This is a genomic window from Sphingobium cyanobacteriorum (assembly GCF_030580935.1).
Taxonomy (GTDB): Bacteria; Pseudomonadota; Alphaproteobacteria; order Sphingomonadales; family Sphingomonadaceae; genus Sphingobium; species Sphingobium cyanobacteriorum.
This window is the reverse complement of the sequence record NZ_JAUQOM010000012.1, coordinates 25712-48412: the sequence shown is the minus strand read 5'-3', so window position 1 is coordinate 48412 and position 22701 is coordinate 25712. Positions and strand designations below refer to the sequence as shown.

Annotated in this window: 20 protein-coding genes and 1 pseudogene; 8 read left to right on the top strand and 13 right to left on the bottom strand. The window is 63.9% G+C overall.

Annotated elements, in window-relative coordinates; all coding sequences use genetic code 11:
- Positions 1-222: 222 nt before the first annotated feature.
- The 4 genes and pseudogenes from Q4610_RS17540 to Q4610_RS17525 all read left to right on the top strand — a co-directional run.
- Positions 223-1107 (top strand): WYL domain-containing protein, encoded by an 885-nt coding sequence (locus Q4610_RS17540; RefSeq protein ID WP_304537239.1) that lies wholly within the window; start codon positions 223-225, stop codon positions 1105-1107.
- A 30-nt stretch (positions 1108-1137) separates the two neighbouring features.
- Complete coding sequence (locus tag Q4610_RS17535) at positions 1138-1278, top strand: hypothetical protein (RefSeq protein ID WP_304537238.1); 141 nt, start codon at positions 1138-1140, stop codon at positions 1276-1278.
- Positions 1279-1330: 52 nt separating this feature from the next.
- Positions 1331-2694, top strand: a protein-coding gene (locus Q4610_RS17530) for an IS3 family transposase (protein ID WP_425262584.1) whose coding sequence is annotated in 2 segments (ribosomal slippage) — positions 1331-1678 and positions 1681-2694 — 1362 coding nt in all. Because the reading frame shifts where the segments join, the coding sequence is not laid out codon by codon here.
- Positions 2695-2769: 75 nt separating this feature from the next.
- Positions 2770-5796 (top strand): annotated as a pseudogene (locus Q4610_RS17525) (ATP-binding protein); the annotation flags it as partial.
- Between the two features lie 113 nt (positions 5797-5909).
- On the opposite strand, the gene Q4610_RS17520 reads toward Q4610_RS17525, so the two are convergent.
- The 5 genes from Q4610_RS17520 to Q4610_RS17500 all read right to left on the bottom strand — a co-directional run bounded on the left by Q4610_RS17520 (position 5910) and on the right by Q4610_RS17500 (position 10115).
- Complete coding sequence (locus Q4610_RS17520; protein WP_304537236.1) at positions 5910-7025, bottom strand: site-specific integrase; 1116 nt, start codon at positions 7023-7025, stop codon at positions 5910-5912.
- Positions 7026-7188: 163 nt separating this feature from the next.
- Positions 7189-8439, bottom strand: coding sequence for a three-Cys-motif partner protein TcmP (locus tag Q4610_RS17515; RefSeq protein ID WP_136451936.1), 1251 nt, complete (start codon positions 8437-8439; stop codon positions 7189-7191).
- Positions 8440-8463: 24 nt separating this feature from the next.
- On the bottom strand, positions 8464-9246 hold the full coding sequence (locus tag Q4610_RS17510) for a DUF5131 family protein (protein ID WP_136451937.1): 783 nt from the start codon (positions 9244-9246) through the stop codon (positions 8464-8466).
- Between the two features lie 229 nt (positions 9247-9475).
- Positions 9476-9874, bottom strand: coding sequence for a type II toxin-antitoxin system VapC family toxin (locus tag Q4610_RS17505; RefSeq protein WP_168770732.1), 399 nt, complete (start codon positions 9872-9874; stop codon positions 9476-9478).
- On the bottom strand, positions 9867-10115 hold the full coding sequence (locus Q4610_RS17500) for an AbrB/MazE/SpoVT family DNA-binding domain-containing protein (RefSeq protein WP_018251286.1): 249 nt from the start codon (positions 10113-10115) through the stop codon (positions 9867-9869). Before Q4610_RS17500 ends, Q4610_RS17505 begins: the two co-directional genes overlap by 8 nt.
- Positions 10116-10348: 233 nt before the next feature.
- Between Q4610_RS17500 and Q4610_RS17495 the strand changes: the two genes are divergently transcribed.
- Positions 10349-11005, top strand: coding sequence for a recombinase family protein (locus Q4610_RS17495; protein ID WP_046408804.1), 657 nt, complete (start codon positions 10349-10351; stop codon positions 11003-11005).
- A gap of 111 nt (positions 11006-11116) precedes the next feature.
- Here the strand turns inward: Q4610_RS17495 and Q4610_RS17490 are convergent, their stop codons facing one another.
- Positions 11117-12691 carry a DUF4403 family protein gene (locus Q4610_RS17490; protein ID WP_240886015.1) on the bottom strand — a complete coding sequence of 525 codons (1575 nt, stop codon included), beginning with the start codon at positions 12689-12691 and terminating at the stop codon, positions 11117-11119.
- Positions 12692-12833: 142 nt separating this feature from the next.
- Between Q4610_RS17490 and Q4610_RS17485 the strand changes: the two genes are divergently transcribed.
- Entirely contained in the window at positions 12834-13403 is a 570-nt protein-coding gene (locus tag Q4610_RS17485; protein ID WP_046408753.1) for a DUF4142 domain-containing protein, read from the top strand.
- A gap of 66 nt (positions 13404-13469) precedes the next feature.
- Here the strand turns inward: Q4610_RS17485 and Q4610_RS17480 are convergent, their stop codons facing one another.
- The 7 genes from Q4610_RS17480 to Q4610_RS17450 form a co-directional block, all read right to left on the bottom strand.
- On the bottom strand, positions 13470-13964 hold the full coding sequence (locus tag Q4610_RS17480; protein WP_425262583.1) for a MarR family transcriptional regulator: 495 nt from the start codon (positions 13962-13964) through the stop codon (positions 13470-13472).
- A 36-nt stretch (positions 13965-14000) separates the two neighbouring features.
- Positions 14001-15428 (bottom strand): efflux transporter outer membrane subunit, encoded by a 1428-nt coding sequence (locus Q4610_RS17475; protein WP_046408751.1) that lies wholly within the window; start codon positions 15426-15428, stop codon positions 14001-14003.
- Positions 15428-16954, bottom strand: coding sequence for a DHA2 family efflux MFS transporter permease subunit (locus Q4610_RS17470; RefSeq protein WP_046408750.1), 1527 nt, complete (start codon positions 16952-16954; stop codon positions 15428-15430). Before Q4610_RS17470 ends, Q4610_RS17475 begins: the two co-directional genes overlap by 1 nt.
- Complete coding sequence (locus Q4610_RS17465; protein WP_046408749.1) at positions 16954-18090, bottom strand: HlyD family secretion protein; 1137 nt, start codon at positions 18088-18090, stop codon at positions 16954-16956. The genes Q4610_RS17470 and Q4610_RS17465 overlap by 1 nt, the downstream gene beginning before the upstream one ends.
- A 438-nt stretch (positions 18091-18528) precedes the next feature.
- On the bottom strand, positions 18529-19335 hold the full coding sequence (locus tag Q4610_RS17460) for an NUDIX hydrolase (RefSeq protein WP_046408748.1): 807 nt from the start codon (positions 19333-19335) through the stop codon (positions 18529-18531).
- A gap of 23 nt (positions 19336-19358) precedes the next feature.
- A complete protein-coding gene (locus tag Q4610_RS17455; RefSeq protein WP_046408747.1) occupies positions 19359-19808 on the bottom strand; it encodes a PaaI family thioesterase in 450 nt (149 codons plus the stop codon).
- Position 19809: 1 nt separating this feature from the next.
- A complete protein-coding gene (locus Q4610_RS17450) occupies positions 19810-20619 on the bottom strand; it encodes an enoyl-CoA hydratase-related protein (RefSeq protein WP_046408802.1) in 810 nt (269 codons plus the stop codon).
- A 126-nt stretch (positions 20620-20745) separates the two neighbouring features.
- On the opposite strand from Q4610_RS17450, the gene Q4610_RS17445 reads away from it, so the two are divergent.
- Together Q4610_RS17445 and Q4610_RS17440 are read left to right on the top strand one after the other, a co-directional pair.
- Positions 20746-21510, top strand: coding sequence for a FadR/GntR family transcriptional regulator (locus Q4610_RS17445; protein ID WP_046408746.1), 765 nt, complete (start codon positions 20746-20748; stop codon positions 21508-21510).
- A 46-nt stretch (positions 21511-21556) separates the two neighbouring features.
- Positions 21557-22693, top strand: a complete 1137-nt coding sequence (locus Q4610_RS17440; protein ID WP_046408745.1) for an NAD(P)H-dependent flavin oxidoreductase — start codon at positions 21557-21559, stop codon at positions 22691-22693.
- Positions 22694-22701: the final 8 nt, after the last annotated feature.

Genomic DNA, 22701 nt, shown 5'->3' with positions numbered 1-22701 from the left:
GTTTTCGCCGCCACACTTGATTTTGGATCACGGAGAACCTTCGATGCGGCGCTCGCCGCACGCTTGCTGGTCACTTCCCCCTTCGTTCCGCCCTTTGGCATGCTAGCCTCCTTAAATCGGTTCCGGCACGCTTGACGCGAATCCGTGATGGGGATAGAAACTAAACGTGTCGCGCGGATGTGTCCATATACTTTCTATCCGCATCTTGGAGTTTGAGTTTGGATGGCGGACGTCGCGTCAGCTTTGAAGTGGGGGGTAGAGCGACGCCTGGAATTCATTGAATTCCGCCTGTTCTGGGAAGGCGGGGTCAATCGCTCGGACATCATCGATATGTTCGACGTATCGGTGCCACAGGCATCCAAGGATCTGACCCTCTACCAGGAGCGGGCACCCCACAATGCGTTTTACGACAAGAGCGCCAAACGGTACGTTGCGAGTGAGCGGTTCAAGCCGCGATTCCTGAGGCCAGATCCTGACGGCTATCTCTCCCGACTGCGTTCGGTAGCGGAGGGCCTTATCGACCTGACAGAATCGTGGATCACCGAGGTTCCAGATACTGACATTGCGCTGACACCGCGCCGGGACATCGATGCCGGCGTACTTCGTTCGGTGCTGAGCGCAGTAAGAGAAAATCGTTCTATCGACGTTCAATATCAATCGATGAGTCGAGAGCGTCCGGATCCGACTTGGCGACGAATAACGCCGCATGCCTTCGGCTACGACGGTTTCCGCTGGCACGTGAGAGCCTACTGCCATGTCACCGACAAGTTTAAGGACTTCCTGCTGCCGCGAATCTTGAACTTCGGGGAGTTTGGCGACAGCGGCGTGAGCGTTCAGTCAGATGAGTTGTGGCAGGAACGTTTTGGGGTCGAGATTGGGCCACATCCTGATCTAACGCCCAATCAGAAATCAGTCGTCGCCAAGGACTACGGTATGGAGAATGGATCAGCCGTTCTCACCATACGATACGCCATGCTTTTCTACGTCCTCAAAAGGCTAGGTCTCCTCGGTGACGCGGCCAAGCGTCCAGCGCGGAGCCAGCACATTGTCGTGATCAACCGGAACGAGACCGAAGCTGCGCTTGAGAGAGCCGAGTTCGCAGAATGAACAGGCTCTTGAGGATGGCAGGAGGTTTGCGTGGCTGAGCTCGAAGAAATTCGGAACGGCGCATCTGTGCGCGGTATTGCGTCTGCGCAGGCGGCACAGATACTTTCGGTAGACTGGATCGGCGATCAGGCGATCAACTGTCCGCCGTCAGCACCAATGGCACAGATTTGAGGTTGTGATTTAAGGAGGATCTGGGCTTCGTCGTAGTGACGAAGGAACGAAGATGAAGCCCAGATCCTCCGATGTAAAATCGCCCGCCAAGGCCCCAGCAGAGCGGATAGTGAAGGACATCCGCCGACAGACCCGGCGCCACTTTTCGGCCGAGGACAAGATCCGCATCGTGCTGGATGGCCTGCGCGGGGAAGACAGCATCGCCGAGCTATGCCGCAAGGAAGGCATTGCCCAGAGCCTGTATTACACCTGGTCGAAGGAGTTCATGGAAGCTGGCAAGCGCCGCCTGGCCGGCGACACCGCCCGTGCCGCGACCACCGGAGAGGTCCAGGACCTGCGCCGCGAAGCCCGGGCCCTGAAGGAATGCGTGGCCGATCTGACACTGGAAAACCGTCTGCTCAAAAAAAGCATGGTCGCGGATGGGGGCAACGACGAATGAGGTATCCCGCATCCGAGAAGCTCGAGATCATCAGAACCGTCGAGCAGTCGCACCTGTCGGCCAAGCGCACGCTGGACCAACTCGGCATCCCTCGTCGGACATTCTACCGCTGGTATGATCGCTACCTCGAAGGCGGGCCGGAGGCGTTGGAAGATCGGCCATCGGCGCCGAGCCGGGTGTGGAACCGCATCCCGGCGGGCATCCACGACCAGATCATCGAGCTGGCGCTGGAACAGTCTGAGCTGAGCCCCCGGGAACTGGCCGTGCGCTTCACCGATGGGCAGCGCTACTTCGTGTCGGAATCCACGGTTTACCGCTTGTTGAAGGCCCACGACCTGATCACCAGCCCGGCCTATGTCGTGATCAAGGCTGCCGATCAGTTCCACACGAAAACCACGCGGCCGAACGAGATGTGGCAGACCGACTTCACCTACTTCAAGATCATCGGGTGGGGCTGGATGTATCTGTCGACCGTGCTCGACGACTTCTCACGCTACATCATCGCCTGGAAGCTGTGCACCAACATGCGAGCCGAGGACGTCACCGACACGCTGGACCTCGCCCTGGCGGCTTCTGGTTGCGACAGCGCCACGGTGCTGCACAAACCCCGCCTACTCAGCGATAATGGCCCCAGCTACATCGCGGGTGAGCTGGCGGAATACATCGAGGCCCGGAAGATGAGCCATGTCCGCGGCGCCCCGTGTCATCCCCAAACCCAGGGCAAGATCGAGCGCTGGCACCAGACCCTGAAAAACCGCATCTTGCTGGAAAACTACTTCCTGCCCGGCGACCTCGAAGCCCACATCGAGACCTTCGTCGAGCACTACAATCACCAGCGATACCACGAGAGCCTGGCCAACGTGACGCCTGCCGATGCCTACTTCGGCAGGGCTCCGGCAATCATCAAACTGCGCGAAAGGATCAAGCGACAGACCATCGAACATCGGCGCTTGCAGCACCGCAAGTTCGCCGCCTAACATCAACCCCCTGACGAGATCCGCACTCCGCTAATCTACGCCGCGAGTTGTGCCGAATGTTCTGACGACGGACAGGATGTCCGGAACAAGCTCTCGCACAATGAGACGTTCACATACGACGACGCCGAACGCGCCTTGGACTCCATGCGTCGGCTCATGGAGTCGATCAGCGCCGGCGACGTCGCCGACCAGCTCGGAAAGATGCGCGACACCATCCTGCGCACCAAGTTTTCAGAGCTTCAGCGGAATGAGGAGCGCCGGAAGACGCAGCGCCTCGATATCTCCGTTGAGACCGTAGCCGGCCTGCTCCCGTGGCGCGAGGTGGTCGAGCCCCATCAGGACGTTGCAACCGGCGAGTTCCAGCAAGCCGAGTTCGCGGCCGATCTCGGGAAGGTCCATGCCGGCAGCGCGCCGGCAGAGTACCGCGACCCCCAGCAGTTCTTCAGCCGGACCTATCTGACCGAAGGCCTGAGCACCCTCTTGGTCGGTGCCGCGAAGCGTCTTTCGGGCGGCGGCGGCGATCCTGTGGTGGAGCTGCAAACCAATTTCGGGGGCGGTAAGACGCACTCGATGCTGGCCCTCTACCATATGGCTGGCGGAACGCCGGCGCATGATCTGTCCGGGCTCGATCAGCTCCTTGAGCGGCACGGGCTTACCGTTCCCACCGACATCAACCGTGCGGTTCTCGTCGGCACCTCTCGCGGCCCTCAGGACGTCCTGAATGCAGCGGGGGACCGCAAGATCCGGACCACCTGGGGCGAGCTGGCGTGGCAGCTCGGCGGCGAGGAGGCGTTCGACATGATCGCCGAGAACGACGCGAAGGGGATCGCGCCGGGATCGAACATGCTCGAGGCGATCTTCAGGAAATATTCTCCCTGCCTGGTCCTCATCGACGAGTGGGTGGCGTACCTGCGCCAGATCTACCGAGTGGAGGGGCTTCCCTCCGGCTCCTTCGATGCCAACCTGTCCTTCGTTCAATCCCTCACGGAGGCGGTAAAGGCGAGCCCCGGCACCTTGCTCGTTGCTTCGCTGCCGGCGTCGCAGATCGAGGTCGGCGGAGAAGGGGGCCAAGAGGCTCTTGCCCGCCTGAAACAGACCTTCAGTCGCGTCGAATCGTCGTGGCGCCCTGCCTCTCAGGAAGAGAGCTATGAGATCGTCCGCCGGCGCCTTTTCAAGGAAATCCCGGGCGACAGGTTCCACCATCGCGATAACACCCTGAAGCAGTTCGCGAAGCTGTACCGGGAGAACGCCAACGACTTCCCGCAGGGTTGTGCCGATGAGGATTATCGGCGGAAGCTGGAGAAGGCGTACCCGATTCACCCCGAGCTGTTCGATCAACTCTATACCTGCTGGGGTTCGCTGGAAAAGTTTCAGCGGACGCGTGGTGTGTTGCGTCTCATGGCGCAGGTGATTCACGAGCTGTGGATGAGCGGCGACCCGTCGGTGATGATCATGCCTGGCAGCGTGTCGGTCAGCTCACCGCGCGTCGAACCCGAGCTTCTGCATTACCTTGACGTCAGTTGGCAGTCGATCATCGCCGCCGATGTCGATGGGACGGCCGCCACCCCGTACAAGGTGGATCAGGCGGCGCCGAACCTGAACCGTTACTCGGCGACCCGTCGCATCGCGCGTGCGATCTTCATGGGAACGGCACCGACGCACGCGCAGCAGAATACCGGCCTCGACGACAAGCAGATCAACCTGGGTGTCGTTCAGCCCGGCGAGCGACCCGCCATCTTTGGTGACGCTCTTCGGCGCCTGACGAACCAGGCCAAGTTCATGCACGCGGATCTGGGTCGCTACTGGTATTCCATGTCGGCCAGTCTCAACCGGATCGCGGCGGACAAGGCGGGTCAGCTCGATGCGCAATTGGTGTTGATGGAGATCGACCGCGAGCTAGCCAAATACATCAACGGCATCGCTGATCGGGGCCACTTCGACGCTGTGCAGGTGGCTCCCACGTCCTCGGCTGAAGTGCCTGACGAAGCGGGCGGCGTGCGCGCGGTCGTGCTGGGGGTAGCTCACCCCCATAACGGTCGCGATGGCTCCGAAGCATTGGTCGAGGCGAAGGAGATGCTTCTCCAGCGCGGCAGCACGCCGCGCGTGTACCGGAACATGCTCGTGTTCATCGCCGCAGAGGCACGCCAGCTCGATAACCTGAAGGATGCCGTGCGCGCGGCTCTGGCATGGGGCGAGATCGTCAAGGAGAAGGATCGCCTCAACCTTACGCAAAGCGATGACGCTCTCGCCAAGGCCAAGCTCGCCGAAGCCAACGAGACGGTGAAAACACGTCTGAGGGAGGCGTGGTGCTACCTGCATTACCCGGTTCAGGAGAGCGCGCAGGCTGAGGTCGAGTGGGTTTCGGGCAAGGTGCCGGCTCAGGACGGTCTGTTGGCCCGTGCCAGCAAGAAACTGGTCGGCGAGGAGGGGCTTCTCGCCGAGCTGGGACCGACGCGCCTCGACCGCGATCTCCAGAAATACATCTGGAACGGCAAGCCGCATCTCTCCCTTAAGGATCTATGGGAGTATCTAAACCGCTACACCTACCTGCCACGCGTCAAAAATAAGGACGTGCTGGTAAAGGCCGTCCAGGCGGCGGTCGGCGGGATGCTGCCCGGCCCCTTCGCCTATGCCGAAAAGTGGGACGAGAAGACCGACACATACCTTGGCCTCGCAATCGAGCGGGCTGTCAATGCGGCAGTCGTCATCGATGGGGAAAGCGTCATCATCAAGCCGGGCGTGGCCGAGGCGCACCGTCCAGCACCCTCACAACGGGAAATACCTGTTGGTGGTGGCTCGCCTGCACCTGAAGGTGGTTCATCCACTACGTCATCGCCTCACGGCGCCCCCGATGTTCCGCCTCCAGAGCGAAACCCAACGCGCTTCCTTGGAACAGTAATGATCTCGGCCGAACGGCCGGCTCGCGAAATCCACCAGATCGTAGAAGCGATCGTCGAACAGCTCACGACAATGCCGGGCAGCGAAGTCGCGCTTAAGCTCGAGATCGATGCCGAGGTGCCGTCTGGCATGGATAAGGGTAAGGTCCGTACTCTCATCGAGAATGCCACAACGTTGGGCTTCATTGACAAGGAAATCAGGTAGGTCTCACCAGGTTGTCAAAACTCGTACGCGGGTCAGTAAGCGCCGCGCCAGCGGGGTAGGTCCACCGGGCTCGTTCGCATGTGCCTGCACATGCCTGCCCGCCTTGCCGTAAGTCATAGGAAGCCCTCGCCGGCGTGTTCGCGAAAGCGCTCGTGGTCCCGGACGTATTCGGCGACCATCTCGAGCGACGCGTGGCGGCTATGCTCCTTCATCTTGAACAAGTTAGCATTCTGCCGACCAGCTTCGGTAAGGAACCCGGCGCGCAGGCTGTGGCCTGAAAACAGCTCGGGCGGGTAGCCAGCCGCCAGCGCCGCCGCCTTCACTACCAGCGCAACACCCTGCGCGCTCATCGCCTTGTCGGTGAGCCGGCCCTGCGGGGTCAGCTTGCGGAACACCGGCCCCTCGCTGATCCCCGCCAACTCAAGCCAGGCTCGGTAGTGCCGCACCGGCTCGAGGCGACGGCCGTCGGGGATCGCGACGGTATGGCCTTTGCCTTCCTGGTCGGTCTTCGACGACCCAATCCGTACTAGCAGCCCGCGGCTGTCCTCCGAAACGCGGCCGACCGTGATCGCCACCAGCTCGGAGCGCCGAAACGCGCCCGCCATGCCAATCGCGAGCAGCGCGCGGTCGCGGTAGGCGCGCAAATCTTCGCCGATAACGCTGCGCAGCATGTCGCGCAGGACGTCGCCATCGGCGGCACGCTTTTTGGCGGGCAGCTCGTCTCGCTTGTCCTTGCGGATCGCGCGCAGCGCTTTTTCCAGACGGGAGGCATCAGGCTGGGTGGTCGGCGGCTCCATGTCAGCGGCGCGATGCGCAAACACGATCGCGGCGAGGCGTCGGCCGATCGTCGCCTTGCCGAGTGGCCGCGGTTCCTGGCGCGGGATGATCCGACCACCCTTAGTGCGCAATGGCTCACGCGGCGAAAAGCCGGTCTCGGCGAGCAGCGTCAGGAACGCGGCGACGGTTGCCGGCGTCGCTGGCAGCGGCCGATATCCTGCCTCGGCGCACCAGGCGCAGAACAGCCGCCAGTCGGACTTGTATGCGCGCAGCGTCGCATCCGCCGAGGCGCGGCCGACATAGGCGTCGACGCGCTCGCGGTCGCCAGGCGAGAGATCGGGAAGGTAAGGCTCGAGCGAAGTGACCTGATCCAGCACCACCACCGCACCGGCCACGATCGCATCAAGGTCGTTGCCTTTGGCCGCCGGCTGGTTCGTCGCGTCGCTAGGCATGTCGGTTCGATCAGGTCCGTACGGTCTTTCGGGGTCGCAGACTGGCTATCGGATCTGTAGGTTTTCCTGAAACAGTGGACGGAACTGCCACTGCATGGCTCGCCCTGAAGCGGTAGACGTTTGCCTGAAACAGTGGACGATCAGCTTTCCGAATAGGCCGATCTTAGTTTCCACCCGCGTTGAGAAACATCGGAAAGAAGCTTTTCTGGCGCTTGAGCTTCAGCACGTCTCCGACACCGATAGCATTCGCGCTGCGGCGCTCGCCGCCTCCGGGCGTAATGACTTGAACATCGGGGTTCTCGATTATCGCCTGATGCACATCGTCGGTGTGGGCTGGCGTTGCGTTGTATATGCCCTCGTAGAAATCTCCCACTTCGATGACATCGCCGGACTCTGAGATTAGGCGCGGAATATCGACGAGCAGCTGGTTGCGAGCCTCTTCGCGACCAGAGAGATCGAAGAGATACAGCGCACCACCATCGTGGCTCGGATCATAGGACAGCATGTTGAGCCCAGACCGGCCGAAGTGCGCTTGGGTGGTGCTGTTCTGATGGAGTACGTTATTATAGACTTGTCGGGCGCGGTAGATGTTCGCGAAGTGGATCAGCCAGTAGCGCCACCCTCCCGGATTATTGATAGAGAATGGACTTACGAACGGCGCGCAGGTCCGAAAGGTCTCGAACACGAGCCGCTCCGCTGCGCCAAGCCACAGGTTCTTGCTCATCGCCCCTTCAAGCTGCTCGAGCTCGGTAGCTTCGATCCCGAACGGACGAAGCTGCGCGGCAAGCTGCACCGGGTCTGATTTCTGCAGGAAGGAGAGCAGCGCCTCGATAGCGAACGTGTAGAATATCTCGACAGAAGGGTTCGACCGCATGATGTCGAGAAGGGTAGTACGCTCGACGTGACTATGACCGCATTGGTCGAGATTAAAGATTAGGTTGCGATAGCGTCCCTGCGCGAGCAGCTTCTTGATCGTAGGATAGGCCGTCTCGAAGCTCTCGGTCAGATACTCGACCCGGAGATGGAGCCGGGGCACGTTGCCGACGATCTCGGCCTGGAGCGGCGCAACGTTGGCGCGCAGGCTGTCGATCGCTGCCGGGCTCTGATCGTTGAGCACGAGCAAGCATTCCATCGACACGAGGCCGAAACCCTGTGCCGCGCGCATCGTGTTGATCGTGTCGATTGCACGCCGCAGCTCCTCGATGAAGATAAGCGGCGAACCTGGTGTGCCGCAGGCGTACCGGCCACCGCCCGCGAAACCATCGACGATCGCCAGCCGGAACTGGGTCTGCTGAGGGAGCTGACAGCGGACGCCAAGATATTGTGCGAAATACTCGCCGAGTATCTTGTGCTTGCGTCGGGAGTGATCCTCGAGCGTCGCCCCGCTCGCCCAGCTATAGGGTTTCTCGGCCATGCAATCCTGGCGCTTCCAAGCTGATCATAGAGCGGCTGTAAAACCGCTGGGCATTTCATCCCAGGTCTGCCCGCGGTATTCGCGTCCGTTCGCCTTTTTGGAGCGCCTCTTGTTGTCCTTACCCCAGGTGCCCCATTGTTTGAAAAAGAAGGCTGTCTCGTAGGCGATGCACTGATCATGGATCTCATCCACCCAGGCCTCGCGGATCGGTCGCGCTGAGCGGCCACTTTCACCGCCCACGATCGCCCAATCGATACCAGTGAGATCAATCGCGCCAACCGGCCCAATCAGCGGCTCGAACGAGATAAAGCGGATGGCTGCAGGCACCGCGCGAAGGTAGTCGGCACGCCTCACGACCTCGGCATCCTCGATGCTGGTGCCCAACCAGACGTTGGGTAGGACGTCACCGATCAGTCGGGTAACTACCGCCGCCATGCGCTCAGGGCGCTTGGTGAGTATCTGATAGTGGTGACGGGGCGTTTCGCGCATGACCTGCCATACAGCCCGAATGAACGCATCGCTGACGCCTTCGTGGAAGAGGTCGCTCATCGAGTTGACGAAGATCTTGCGCGGCTTTCTCCAACGGTATGGGATTGTCAGCGCGGCCGGATCCTCGCGCACGACACCTTGCCAGATGGTGCGCCGGCCGCTGCGCCGTGTGAGCCCGACGTATTTTTCGACGCCCATCGCTTCGAGACGGCGCGCCATTTCCATCGCATAGCAATGACTACAGCCGGCGCTCACGATCGAGCAGCCGGCGACTGGATTCCATGTCGCGTCAGTCCATTCGATCTCGGTTTCAGCCATGACCCACTGATCCTGCGCCGCTCGCAGCTGTTGCACCATACCCAGAACGGACAGGGAACGAAAGGGGTGGGTTGAGCGGAGAGAGCTTCGGCGCCCGTGTTACGTCACCTGTATTCTGGTCCCGGCTAACTCCGCGTCTGCCGTTGCGCGTCGGCGCTTGCTGCTCGGTCACATACGCCCTTTCTGCATGGCAATCTGCCGATCCGCACCCAAAAGCACGAATGTGCGACTACTCTGCCAGCGGTCGCACATTGGTGATGCTGATGCCGACCTCGGCACTCGCCAGCGGTCCGTCCGTCGTGAACATCTCCGCTTGCAGGTCTATTGCCAAAGCGAGGCATGCCCGGTCGCCGAGGGACAGACCAAGCGCCTTCGTTGATGGCCGGAGGTCGCCGACTATTAGTGCCTGGCCAGGAGAGAGCGGCCGGACATCGAGGTGCAGCCCGCCAAGCGCCTCACGCACCTCGTCGAGCGGCAATCCTCGGTCCCGAAGCTTGGAGACGACCTCGGCAAGGTTGGCCGTTCCAATGATGCTGCGGGTCAGGACATCGACTACCCGATCCGCCCCAGGTTCGTCGTTCAGCACGCAGAGCAGGGCGGAGGCGTCGAGTACGACCTTGCTACTCACGCTCCGCCTCACGCCGACGCTCCGCGATCAGCTCGTCAGCCAAGCCGACGCCTTCGGGCACATACTTGCGCAGGATCGCGCGAGCACGTTCCAGTGCTTTAGGCACGGAACGTACCCTCAACTCGCCATCGTCCACATCGACGAGAACGGTGTCACCCGTGGTGATCCCGAGCTCGCGGCGCATTGCTGCCGGGATCACGAGCTTACCTCCGTCCACAATCTTAACCCTCTGTGCTTCCATTTGCACCGAACTCGCTTGGCTGACCCAACCACCAGACCTTACCGGACATCGGCACTGACGGATAGCGCAAAGCGAAGCTCTTCAACGCGTTTGGTGATCGATGATCGTTCATATCCGTGCCCGGCAGCTACTTAGGCCTGGGTTCCTGAGCTAGGCTCGACAGGATCGGTGCTTGCTATTCCGAGCCGGCTGTCGCAGGGGTGGCTCACAAGGGTGTACCCAACGGAGCCAACATGAGTACGACAGTCCGCGCTGCTCGCGTGTACCTGCGCGTCAGCACCGACGAGCAGGATCTTGAACGACAAGAGGCGATGGTCGTGTCCTCGCGTGCCGCGGGGTATTATGTCGCAGCTGTTTATCGCGAGAAGGCTTCCGGCGCGCGTCCTGACAGGCCCGAGTTGCTTCGCATGATAGCCGACCTGCAAATGGGCGAAGTGGTTATCGCCGAAAAGATCGATCGGATCAGTCGCCTGCCGCTGGCTGAGGCGGAGAGGCTCGTCACCGCTATCCGCGACAAGGGAGCGAGGCTAGCCGTACCAGGAATCGTGGATCTTACCGATCTTGCCGAGGACAATGGCGGGGTGACGCGCATCGTCCTAGAGGCAATTCAAGACATGTTACTGAGGGTTGCGCTTCAGACCGCTCGCGATGATTACGAACTGCGCCGCGAGCGGCAGCGGGAAGGCATAGCGATCGCCAAGCGGGAGGGACGCTACACCGGTCGAAAACCAGACTTGGCCCATCATCGCCGCATCGTCTCACTTCGTGAGGCTGGGATGAGCATAGCGAAAACGGCGGCGCTGGCGGGTTGCAGCATCGCACAAGTCAAGCGCGTCACAGCCCTCCACCGGGCGACCAAGCAGAGCGATGCGCGTCCGACGATACCGTGAGACAGAGCCGGATGATTTGATTTGACCTTTGAATAGTTCTGCCAAGATCGAAAGAGGCTGCAGCGTTGCCGCTGGGACGATCAAGCAGGCGTCAAGGCTGCAGCAGAGATCTCAATTTCCGGCCCGCCGTGGCGCAAGGCCGATCGTGGCCGTGCCGCGCCCCCATACCGGCAGGTAGACGCCTTGCCCCGCCGCCTTCAGCTGGCCCGTCCGCACGTCCGTGATGCGGGCGCGCACGATCAGGTCGCCGATACGTTTCTCGTCGATCGCACGGGTGATCTTGCCGAACAGCTTGTCGAAATCCTTTTCGAAATTCTGGGTCAGCGCGGCTGACACAGTGCCAGATATGCCGGGAGTGTTGGCAAGCTTCAGCAGCAGGCTTGTCCGGACCGAGTCGGTCACACTGGCGACGGTGAGATCGTCGAACGCGACACGGCGATCGTTGACGGCGTTGCGCGGCGTGGCGGTAAGCCAGATCGTGCCCCGCGAAGGCTCCCCGCCTTCGGCTGCCGCGCTGAAGCGAAGCCCGACTGCGATCTTGCCGCCCGTCGTGCCGTAGATGGTCACTTGGTGGAACTGCGCGCGCACGGCCCCGACACCGGGCACTTCGAAGGGGCGGCGCGACCGCTTCACCAATGCCTTGGCGAGGACCGGCTCCAGCTGACGATAGTCGGCGATGACGGGTATGGCGAACAGGATGCGGCCGGGTCCGGGCTGCGTGCGCGTCATGTCGGGGAGCGGCCGGCGCTGCGGATCAGGTGGCCGGTCGCCGACGAACGTCTCCGTAACTGCCGTCAGCCCTAGAGCCAGGTTCACCCGGTTGCGCGAGATGGTGTAGCCTCCGTAGCTCAACTGCCGGGGCGTGATCCGCATCCACACCGGCGGGTTCGCCCGGTTCAGTTGGACGGAGGTGAACGCCGACCCCCAGACCTGCGCGACCTGCTCGCGCAGCTGCAATCTGCCGAGTTCCTGCGGCAGCGAACGCTCCAGGCGCGCGACGACGCCGGCGAGCTTGGCGTCAGCCTTGCTGGTGAACTCGATGCGCTGGCCAAGGAAGTCGACGTGGGGCTCGTCGGTCCAGTCGTAGGCGATCGACACCGTGCCGCGCGGCGACCAGTCGCGGGCGATGTCGAGCCTGATCACAGCCCGGACGCGGGCGTCCGCCTCGGCCGTTTCCCGGCTGAGTACGCCTCCCACGTCGCGCGCGCTGATCGCGGCGTGAAGCGGCATGGTGACAATGATCGTTTTTCCCGAGCCCTCCAGCACCAGCGGCCCTCGGACGACGGTGCCGGTGATGCGGCACTGGATGGCGGGCGTCTTTATCTTCGCGAAGAGGATCTTGACCTTCTTCGGCGGAAGGCAGGTCTGCCCCGGCTTGTCGATCGACCAGAGGCGACGTGGAATCGCCTGTTCGAGGCTTCGGGCCAGCTTGTCCAGGTCCGCGACGATCGGCACATCGACGGTGGACGTCTGCGGTGGCACGTTGATCGTGTCCGTCGCTCGCGGCGGCGCCTGGCGAGGCGTTCGGTCGCAGCCAGCGAGGCAGGCGACGCAGAGCAGGACGGATGCGATCGAGGCACTCGAGACTTCGCTCCTGCGCAAGAAGGACCCGGCAGTCCGGCCTGGCGCTTCAGCTTTTGACGCTGCCGGCGCGGGAACGGTCCCCCTGGCCGTCGTGTTCTTCATCGCCGCGCACCTCCAGCCGTCCGAGCGGCCATCCATCCAGTGGGTTCACCAAACGAGTTTAGAGAAAGGGAACCGTTCCGTTTCCTTATCGTTCAGCTCGTTGATTTCGGTCAACGCCTCACAACACCAATGGAGGATCTCAATGAAGACTGCGATAGTGGCTGCGTTGCTCACCCTGGCGCCGATACCAGTGTTGGCGCAGGCCGTTTCGCCCGCCACTTCGGGAACGATGACCAGCGCCGACGTCGGCGTTTCGCCGATCGCGAGCCAGAGCGGACCCAATTACGTGCTCGCGGCGGCCGACGCCAACCTTTACCAGATCAAGGCCGCGCAGCTCGCCGCGACACGCGCGCAGCGGGATGACGTCAAGGCCTATGCCAAGCGCGTGCTGGCGGAAACGCAGAGCAGCCACCAGGCGCTACTTGCGGCGCTGAAGAACGATCAGCGCACGATAAAGGCGCCGCCCTCGAGCCTGTCCGCCGACCGAGCCGCCCTGCTCAAGCTGCTCCAGAAGGCGCCCAAAAGCGCGTTCGACAATCTGTATCTGACCCAGTCCGCGCAGGTCCAGCAGGCCGCATGGGCCGTGCACAAGGGTTACGCGCAGGATGGAACCGATCCGGCGCTGCAGCAGGTCGCCGGCACTGCGGTCCCGGTGCTGGAGAACGAGCTCACCACTGGCAAGTCCCTTACCCCCTCCGGGCTTGCAGGATAGGTGAAACCGGCCGGGCCAGGTCGATGAAGCCCCCCTTCGACCTGGTCCGGCATCTGTTTGCGGCGATCACTGTCTGGAGTGCAGCCGGCGGAATTGCTCCCGTGCTTCGGCGCGCATGAGCTGCTGCATAACAATCCAGTAGCCCGTGACGGCTGTTTCTCCTGCCGCTTGGTAAGCGTTCGCCATGTTGCTCCTGAGATGCTCGAAAAGCGCGTTTTCTAGCGCTCGTCCCTTATCGGTCAAAGAAAGCAGCTTCTGACGACGATCGCGCTCCCCGACCCGTCCGGAGACGAGCCCGCGATCCATGAGGTCCCTCATGACCCTGCCAAGCGATTGCTTGGTGACGCTTAGAACGTCCAGGAGTTCGCTGACGGAAATTTCGGGATGCCTCCCCAAGAAATAAACAACGCGGTGGTGTGCCCGCCCGAGGTTCTGCTTAGCCAGCTCGGTATCGACATGAGCCAGATGGGATCGGTGAGCAAAGAACATCAGGTCCATCCCTCCCCTGATCGCGTCATCACGCAGATACTGGGCAGGTGGCGGCAGAAGCGGCGCCGTCACGCGGTCAGGCCCCTCCCTGGCATGGCTGCAAGACCGTCACTGCTGGCTCCATCCCAGTCCTATCGCCTTCTGCAAGGCGATGAATGCACGATCAAGTTCACCCGTCGCTTCCAGGACCGACTGATCAGCAGCCAGCGCCGCGCGTTCGGCCTCGATGGATGTGGTCAGCGGGATCGCCCCCTGCTCGTATCGCTGCTTGGCGTAGGTCGCCGACTGCCTGGAACCATCCCGGCTCGCGATGCTCGAAAACAGGTTACGTCGCTGATTGCCGAAGCGGGTCAGGCTGGTTTCCGCATCGGACAGCGCGCCGAGAACAGCCTTCCGATATTGTGCTTCAGCCTCGTCACGGTCGGCCCGCGCCTGTTCGACCCGGGCACGATTGCGGCCGAAGTCAAGGAAGCTCCAGCTGATCCGCGGCAGCAGCAGACCCGCTACGCTGTCAGGATCGACCGCATCGGCAATATTGGGACCACCCAGGCCGATGATGCCCATGATACTGACCGAAGGGAACTGCCGGGCAATGTTGACGCCAATCTTTGCGTTCGATGCCGCCAGCTGCCGCTCGGCCGCGCGAATGTCTGGGCGGCGCCGAAGCATGGCGGCGGGATCGCCGATCGCGACAGTCCCGGGGATCATCGGAATCGGAGCGGGCGCGGAGAGCGCCGCGTCGTGCGCACCGGGCTCGTCGCCGGTGAGCAGGGCAAGCTGGTCCAGCGTGGTCGCGATCTGTCCCTCAAGCGGCAACAGTCCCGCCTCCGTGCGAGTCAGCTCGGTCTTCAGACGCACCACCTCGTCGCGCGATGAGGCGCCGCGCTGCTCGCGCTGTTGCAGCAGGGCGAGTGATCGCTGCTGAAGCTGCGCGGAGCGGCGCGCCAGGATCAGGCGCTGCTGGAGTTCGCGCAAGGTCACATAGTTCTGGGCCACCTCCGCCGAGAGACGAACTTGCGCATCAGCTCTATTGGCTTCGGCCGCCTGAGCCTGGGCCTCGGCACCTTCGGCCGCGCGGCGCCGTCCGCCGAAGAGATCGATCTCCCACGACGCATCAAGGCCGGCATTGTAGAATTCGGCCCTGATACGATCGGATTGCTCGCCCTGCGTCGGCAGCGCGAGCGAGCCTGCGGGAAGATCGGCGACGATCGCAGTGCCCGACGCCGAGACGGTGGGCAGCTGGTTCGCGCGCTGTTCGCGCAAGCTGGCGCGCGCCTTGCGGATGCGCGCCTCCGCGATCGCCACGTCGGGATTTGAGGCAAGCGCGCGGTTGATCAGCGTCGTGAGCTGCAGATCGCCCATGCCTTCCCACCAGCGCGCAACAGGGGCTTGCGGTGACGTGACTACCTGATCTGCGCGGCGAAATGTCGTTCCGGGACGCTCGCCGCTCGCGACGCCCGGCGGGCCTCCATAATTGGGTCCGACGACGCAGCCGGTCAGGAGGGCGGGCAGAATGGCCCAGCTAAGTCGCTTCATCAGTGCATCGCCATCTGCGTGTCGGAGGAGATCGGGCGGAGGAACAGCGCCAGCGGGGTAGTGATCGCAATCGCGACGCCGAGCGCGAAAAACAGATCGTTATAGGCCATGACGGTAGCTTGCTCGAGGAGCTGCCCGGCAAGCTGCCTATAGGCGCCCGCTTCGCCGGACGGCATGGACATGGCCTTCGCGAACCACTCCTGCGTGGTCGCCGCGTTGGCCGACACCGTCTCCCCTAGCCGATTGAAATGCAGGAAAGTCTGCCGGTCCTGGAGGGTCGCCATCAGGGCGAGGCCGATCGATCCGCCAAGGTTCCGTCCCGCGTTGAACAGCGCGGACGCGTCGCCGGCATCCTCGGGCGCCACGGCGCTGATCGCGGCCTGGTTAAGGAACATCATGGCGAAGATCTGCCCGAAGCCGCGGACGAGCTGGGAATCCCTCAGATCGCCCCCCGCCGATTGTGCGGTGAGGTGCCAATCCATGGCGCAACTGACGCCGATCAGCGTCATCCCGACGAAGACAGCCAGCCGGACATCGAGATATTTGAACGCGAGCGGCAGGAACGGCATCAGCATCAGGGCAGGGATGCCGGAGACGAAGACCACCTTGCCCGATTGCAGGGCGCTGTAATCCGCCATCGACGAGAGGAATTGCGGGATCAGGAAGGTCACGCCGTAGAGCACGACGCCGATGACAAGGCTGAGGACGAAGACGCTGCCGAACGACCGGCTGAAGATCAGCGACAGCTTGAGAACCGGATGCGCGGAGCGGACCTGTCCGATCGTGATGAGCGCAAAGCCGAACACCGTTGCGATCGCGAGCTTCACGATCATCGCGGACTCGAACCACATCTCGCGCTGTCCCTCCTCCAGCATGACGGTGAGCGCTCCCAAGCCGATCGCGAGCCCCGCGATCCCGAACCAGTCGGCATGGCGCAGCTGGTCGAGCCGCAGCTTCTCGTGCTTGAGCCCGAACAGCAGGAGCAGGACGAGCCCGGCACAGACCGGCACGTTGAGGAAGAAGGCATAATGCCAGCTGTAATTGTCGGTGAGCCAACCACCGATGATCGGCCCGAGCACCGGGCCGAGGATCGCGGTGCCGCCGAACGCGGCGGTGCCGATCGGCTGCTGTGACGGGGGCAGCCGCGTCGCGATGATGGTCATGGCAGTCGGAATCAGCGCACCACCGGTAAAGCCCTGGCCCACACGGCCAGCGATCATCATCGGCAGCGTCGTCGAGATGCCGCACACGACGGAAAAGCCGGTGAAGCTGATCGCCGCGCCCAGCAGGAAGTTGCGCAGACCGAACAGGCGCACCAGGAAGGGGCTTAGCGGGATCATGACGATCTCCGCCACGAGATAGGAGGTCGCGACCCAGGTGCCCTCGGTGCCGCTCGCGCCGATTTCGCCCTGGATTGTGGGCAGGGCCGCATTGACGATCGAGATGTCGAGAAGCGCCATGAACGACCCGATCGTGCCTGCAGCGACGGCAAGCCAGTCGCGCAGGCCGGCGCGTTCCGCCGCCATCAGCGCGCGCCCTGCGTCTCGCCGCGCTTCAGCCGCTCGGTTTCCTGCTTGATTCGTTCCCGGCTTCCCTTGGCGCCGATCGTGTCGACCGTCACCTCCACCGACAGTCCGGGACGCAGCACCCGCCGCGCCTCCGGACCCGCCTCGATGCTGATCCGCACGGGCACGCGCTGGACAATCTTGGTGAAGTTCCCGGTCGCGTTCTCGGGCGGGATGAGTGAAAACTGCGCGCCCGTCCCCGGAGAAAAACTGGCGACCCGGCCTCGCAGTTCGGCACCGTCCAGTGCATCCACCTTGATGGTCACGGGCTGCCCGACGCGCATCAGCGCGACCTGAGTTTCCTTGAAGTTCGCCTCGATGTAGAGTTGATCGACTGGCACCACCGACATCAGCCGGGTCGCCGGCTGGACATATTGCCCAGCCCGGACGGCCTTGTCGGCGACAACGCCGTCGATGCTGCTGCGGATCTCGACGGCCCCGAGGTCCGTCGAGGCGCGCGCAAGCTGCGCCTGCGCGGTGCCACGCTGCGCCTCCGCCTGACCGATGCGAGCCGCTTGGGTTGCAACACTGCGACGGGCGGCGAGGTAGGCCGCTCGCTGCGCGCGCAGCTCCGCGGCAGCCCGGTCACGCTGAAGCACCAGGCTTGCCAGCCGCTCACGCGATTCCGCCCCTGTCCGGGTGAGCGGTTCGTAGCGTCTTACCTCGTTCTCTGCCGCTGCGGCGGCAGCCTCGGCGCTCGCGACCTGGGCGGCCGCCTGGGCGACCGTGGCCTGTTGCTCATCAAGTGTCCGGCGCGCAGTGGTGATGTTGGCGCCGGCTGCGGCGATCTGGGCTTGCGCCTCTTCGACATTGGCGCGGTAGTCGCGAGGATCGAGCACGGCGAGCAGCTGACCGCGACGGACAGGCTGGTTGTCGGCGACGAGAACACGCTCGACATAGCCGCCCACCTTCGGCGAGACGGTCACGAAGTCCGCGCGCACATAGGCGTTGTTGGTCGACTGCAGGAACTGGCCGCTCGCGCGGTAATTCATGTACCAAACGATAGCCGCGATGATGCCGGCGACAAGCGCGGCGATGAGGACGTAGCGAATGATGGGGTAGCGCTCGAGAAGCGACGGCTTCTTTTCGCCATTCATCTCCTCGGAACCGTCCTCCGACCTGGATTCTGGGTGAAAATTCGCGTCCGGGTCGTCATGTCTCACTTTGTTTTCGTGGTTCTCAGCCCGATCGTCAGCCACCCTGCCGTCCCGTCAAATGTAAACCGAACCGTAGCATAGTCGGAGCTCGAGAGTAACGCTACAGACATTCCGGGCGTCGCACATATGACGCCCGAATGAGTCGCGTCGGGAAGCTAATCCGACGCTGGCCAAACCACGTTCGAATTGTGTCTCGCCGCCACCCAAGATGTGACGGTCGGTATGTGCAGATCCTGATCTCGATCTGGCCGGGCGCCAGCCGACGCGAAACGTCGGCCTTCGGCAACTTCCAGGTGTCAGGCCAAAGTCCCAAGAAAAGGCCGCTCTGTTTTGCCAGAGCGGCATGGGGAGGTTCTGCAATAGTCGGAACCTGGGATGTCAGGCCCTGAGCTCAGTCAAACTCTGTGTGACTTCACCATAGCCAGCATCGAGCGGAATGGTCAGAACGCGCTCTCCGTCCCGTGTCTCGATCTGCGGGAGCACGGTGACCAGCGGACGTGCCTCCGCTCGGGCGAGGCAATCCGCTGCGCTCTCGGCCTCGGCCAGCAGCTTCACGTTCATCAAGGTGGGGAAGATCACGGTTCGGGCGCCGCTTCGGGCGAGGTCCAGGACCGACTCTGGCGCGATCCACTCGGCATCGACCGTTTCATGTCCGTCGCAGATCGCGACCTGGTCGGCCGGAGCGGGGGCAGCGTAGAACCAGGTGTCGAACCGCTTCGGCATCATTTCTGGAGTGATCCAGCGGGCGAAAACGGTCAGGGCGGTCAGCGAGAGCTTCACCCCCAATCCGGCGACGACATCGAGGAAGGCGAGTTCCCCGGTATCGACCTTCCGGCGGGCCTCGGCGTCGCATACACTGGAGAAGCCGCGGCCGTCGGGATAGTTGGCCAGCAGGATCCCCGCTTCCTCGAACGCCTCGCGGATGGCGCCGATGCGCAGCGCGCGCTGGGTCGCGTCGATTTCGTCCCACCCGGTTACGTGATCGCGCCAGCGCGGATCGTCGTCACCGGGGTGCATCTTGCCTCCCGGGAACACCAGCGCTCCCGAGGCGAAATCGATCTGGTGGTGTCGTCGCACCATGAGCACCTGATATTCGGGCACATCCCGCAGCAGCAGGATGGTGCCGGCCGGTCGCGGCTCGGCCGGAGTGCGCCTGGCGTCCGCCGACGCGGTCTCGATGCTCATGATCTCTCCTATTCTCTGCACGGTCATGTCGCGATGCCGCCGTCCCGCATGAGATACGAACCGCGACCGCTGGCGAGCAGCACGTCGTCGGGCGAGCGCACCTCGCTGTCCGCGACCGACAGCGTCCGTCCTATCTTCACGACGCGCGCGTGGATGTGAAGCGGGCCGCCGCTTGCCGGACGGTGATAATCGACGTGGAGCGACGCGGTGGCGCTGACCGCACGCGTCCTCGTCAGCAGGACATACATGCCGGCGAGATCGATCAGGCTGGCGAGCACGCCGCCATGCACGGACGGGATCCGCGGATTCGATACGATCTCGTCGCGCCACGGCATGCTGAGGTGAAGGACACCGTCTGTCACGTCCTCGACGCGAAGCCCGAGCCAGGCGTGGAACGGCGCGATCGAGAGCGCGCCTTGCAATGCGGCGCCCGCCAGCCCGTTCGCGATACCCGAGGATGCCTCGTCAACCATCTCAACGTCCCTTGAAAACGGGTGTACGCTTTTCCATGAAGGCGCGCGGACCTTCGCGCGCGTCTTCAGTTCGGAACACCGGCGCGGCGAAGCCCGACTCGAGGTTCATGCCTTCGCTCTCCGGCCGCCCGATACAGGCGCGCGCCGACGCGCGGATCGCCTGCACCGCGATCGGGCCGTTGGCGGCGATCCGTCGCGCGAAGTCGAGCGCCGCAGGCAGCACCTCCTCCGGCGCAACGACGCGGTTGAGGAAGCCATAGTCGAGCGCGGTTCCGGCATCGATCAGATCGCCGGTGAGCAGCAATTCCATCGCGCGCGCAAAGGGAAGCTGGCGCGGCAGTCGCACCGTCGATCCCCCGCCCGGGAAGATCGCCCATTTGACCTCCTGCACGCCGAAGCGCGCGGCGCTCGATGCGATCCTGAGATCTGTACCCTGGACCAGTTCCATGCCGCCTGCGATCGCATGCCCGTTGATGGCGGCGATCACCGGCTTGACGACGTCAAATGTGCGCAGCAGCGCGGTGCCGAGAATATCGCGGTCAGCGAGCACGCGGCGATCCCACTCGTCCTCCGGCGGTCGCCCGCCGCTGACGAGCGGGATAAGGCGGCCGAGGTCGGCACCCGAGCAGAAGGCGTCGCCGGTGCCGGTCACGACCGCGACGCGGATCTCGGCGGCGTCGCGCACCCTGCTCCAGCAGTCGGCCAGTTCCACCAGCATCTGCGGATCAAGCGCGTTGCGCGCCGCGGGTCGGTTGAGATGGATGATGGCGATATATCCATCGGTTTCCATCCAGGCTGCGTTGTCGGTCATCAATTCCCCTCCCGCGCTTTAACATTATACCCTTTTAATAGCCTTGCAAGCCGGCGACGGCAGCAATTTGCCGCTGGACAAAGATAAAGCAGTGGAGCAACATAAAACCATGATAAGGATTCATTGATGCCGGACGTGGATGAGCAGGGCGAGGCGCTCTCGTTCGCAAGGGGCAAGCGCGCGCTTCGCGTGGCGCAGGCGATCGTGCACGACATCGAGGCCGACGCACGCCAGGTCGGCGACCGGCTGCCTCCGGAGCACGACATGCTCGCGCGGTACGAAGTCGCCCGCGCCACATTGCGTGAGGCGCTGCGTTTTCTGGAACTGCAGGGCGTGCTCCACCTGCAGCCCGGTCGAGGCGGCGGGCCGGTGGTCGCGCGGCCGCAGATTGGCGATTTCACGAGTTCGCTTGCGCTCGTACTGCACTTCGTCGGCACCGACCTGCGCGCGCTGATCGAGCTGCGCGAGGCGCTGGCCCCGCGGGCGGCCTCTCACGCTGCCCGGCGCGCAACGGCGGCGGATCTGATGGCGCTGGCAAGCTGCTTCGCCGATCTCGAGCAGCAGGTGGAATCGATGCTGTTCGAGGAAACCAACCGGCGCTTCCACGACCTTCTGGCATGGGCGAGCGGCAATCCGCTGTTCGGGTTGCTCACGTCCGCGCTGCATCTGCTGACCCGCGACCTTTCGCGCCAGCTCGGCTATTCCGAGCACGAGCGCGAGAACCAGGTTCGTCGCCTCGCGCGCGTCGTCCATGCGGTGCGGCTGCGCGACGCGGTCACGGCGCGGCGCGAGATGGAACGGCTCGTCGAGGGATCGGCGGAGTATCTCGGGCGGCGCAGCCCCGACCTGATGGATCAGAAGGTGCGCTGGACCCAGGCGTTCGAGGCGTAGCCGCCGGAGTAGATCAGCAACGAGAACGATGTGGGAGAGACGGACAATGGCCCTGAACAGCCGAATCTGCGGGATGCTCGGCATCGACTATCCGATCGTCCTGGCCGGCATGGGCGGGGCAAGCGTCCCGCGACTGGCGGCGGCGGTGTCCAACGCGGGCGGGCTGGGCGTGCTCGGCGCGGCAGCGTGCTCACCCGAGCAGCTCCGCGCGTGGATCCGCGAAACGCGCGCGCTGACCGACAAGCCGTTCGGCGTCGACACGCTCCTGCCCGCCTCGGTGCGGCGCGGCTCGGCGCCGCAAACCGGGGCCGCGCCGGCGGACCCGCGCGCGGTGCTCGCCGACTATCAGGCGTTCACGCGCGACTTCATGGAGCGCGAGGGGCTGGAGATCGTCGCGCGTGATTCCGGCCGCGCCGTCACGGAGGGTGCGGCAAACGGCGGCGCGGCGCTGTTCTCCAAGGAGTTCTTCGAGGCCCAGATGGAGGTCGTCGTCGAGGAGAAGGTGCCCGTCTACGCGGCGGGGCTCGGCAATCCGGGGCCGTGGATGGATCGACTCCACGCCAACGGCACGGTCGTCATGGCGGTCGTCGGCAAGGTGAAGCACGCGCTGCAGGTGGTGGAGTCGGGCATCGACGTGATCGTGGCGCAGGGGCACGACGGCGGCGGGCATAATTCGCCGATCGGCACCATCTCGCTCATCCCGCAGGTCGTCGATGCCGTGGGGGACCGGGTGCCGGTGCTCGGCGCTGGCGGCATCTCCGACGGGCGCGGTGTGGCCGCGGCCTTCATGCTGGGCGCCGAGGGCGCCTGGGTCGGCACCGCGTTCCTTGCGACGGAGGAGGCAGGGATCGAGGACTTCCAGAAGGAAGCGATCGTCGACAGCGGCGATGCCGATACCGTGGTAAGCCGCTCGATCACGGGCAAGCCTGCCCGCATGATCCGCAGCAAGTGGGCCGACGCCTGGGTGGCGGCGGGCAAGGAGCCGCTGCCGATGCCATACCAGTCGATGATCGCCGGTCCGGTGATGGCGTCGGGCATCCGTGCGAAGCGCAAGGACATCATCCCGGGCTTCGCCGGGCAGGGCATGGGGCTGATCCACGCCGTGCGCCCCGCCGCCGAGGTGATGCGCGACCTCGTCGCCGATGCCGAGCGCGCGCTCGGCCGCGCGGCGGGCCTCCGCTGAGGGTCGCG

What these genes read in the sequence shown, in the direction of transcription:
- Q4610_RS17470 (WP_046408750.1), bottom strand. Translation starts at nt 16,954, where the DNA reads ATGGCGGCGGAACGCGCCGGCCTGCGCGACTGGCTTGCCGTCGCTGCA.
- Q4610_RS17495 (WP_046408804.1), top strand. Translation starts at nt 10,349, where the DNA reads ATGAGTACGACAGTCCGCGCTGCTCGCGTGTACCTGCGCGTCAGCACC.
- Q4610_RS17465 (WP_046408749.1), bottom strand. Translation starts at nt 18,090, where the DNA reads ATGAATGGCGAAAAGAAGCCGTCGCTTCTCGAGCGCTACCCCATCATT.
- Q4610_RS17490 (WP_240886015.1), bottom strand. Translation starts at nt 12,691, where the DNA reads ATGAAGAACACGACGGCCAGGGGGACCGTTCCCGCGCCGGCAGCGTCA.
- Q4610_RS17540 (WP_304537239.1), top strand. Translation starts at nt 223, where the DNA reads ATGGCGGACGTCGCGTCAGCTTTGAAGTGGGGGGTAGAGCGACGCCTG.
- Q4610_RS17445 (WP_046408746.1), top strand. Translation starts at nt 20,746, where the DNA reads ATGCCGGACGTGGATGAGCAGGGCGAGGCGCTCTCGTTCGCAAGGGGC.
- Q4610_RS17440 (WP_046408745.1), top strand. Translation starts at nt 21,557, where the DNA reads ATGGCCCTGAACAGCCGAATCTGCGGGATGCTCGGCATCGACTATCCG.
- Q4610_RS17450 (WP_046408802.1), bottom strand. Translation starts at nt 20,619, where the DNA reads ATGACCGACAACGCAGCCTGGATGGAAACCGATGGATATATCGCCATC.
- Q4610_RS17460 (WP_046408748.1), bottom strand. Translation starts at nt 19,335, where the DNA reads ATGAGCATCGAGACCGCGTCGGCGGACGCCAGGCGCACTCCGGCCGAG.
- Q4610_RS17475 (WP_046408751.1), bottom strand. Translation starts at nt 15,428, where the DNA reads ATGAAGCGACTTAGCTGGGCCATTCTGCCCGCCCTCCTGACCGGCTGC.
- Q4610_RS17510 (WP_136451937.1), bottom strand. Translation starts at nt 9,246, where the DNA reads ATGGCTGAAACCGAGATCGAATGGACTGACGCGACATGGAATCCAGTC.
- Q4610_RS17515 (WP_136451936.1), bottom strand. Translation starts at nt 8,439, where the DNA reads ATGGCCGAGAAACCCTATAGCTGGGCGAGCGGGGCGACGCTCGAGGAT.
- Q4610_RS17455 (WP_046408747.1), bottom strand. Translation starts at nt 19,808, where the DNA reads ATGGTTGACGAGGCATCCTCGGGTATCGCGAACGGGCTGGCGGGCGCC.
- Q4610_RS17500 (WP_018251286.1), bottom strand. Translation starts at nt 10,115, where the DNA reads ATGGAAGCACAGAGGGTTAAGATTGTGGACGGAGGTAAGCTCGTGATC.
- Q4610_RS17485 (WP_046408753.1), top strand. Translation starts at nt 12,834, where the DNA reads ATGAAGACTGCGATAGTGGCTGCGTTGCTCACCCTGGCGCCGATACCA.
- Q4610_RS17520 (WP_304537236.1), bottom strand. Translation starts at nt 7,025, where the DNA reads ATGCCTAGCGACGCGACGAACCAGCCGGCGGCCAAAGGCAACGACCTT.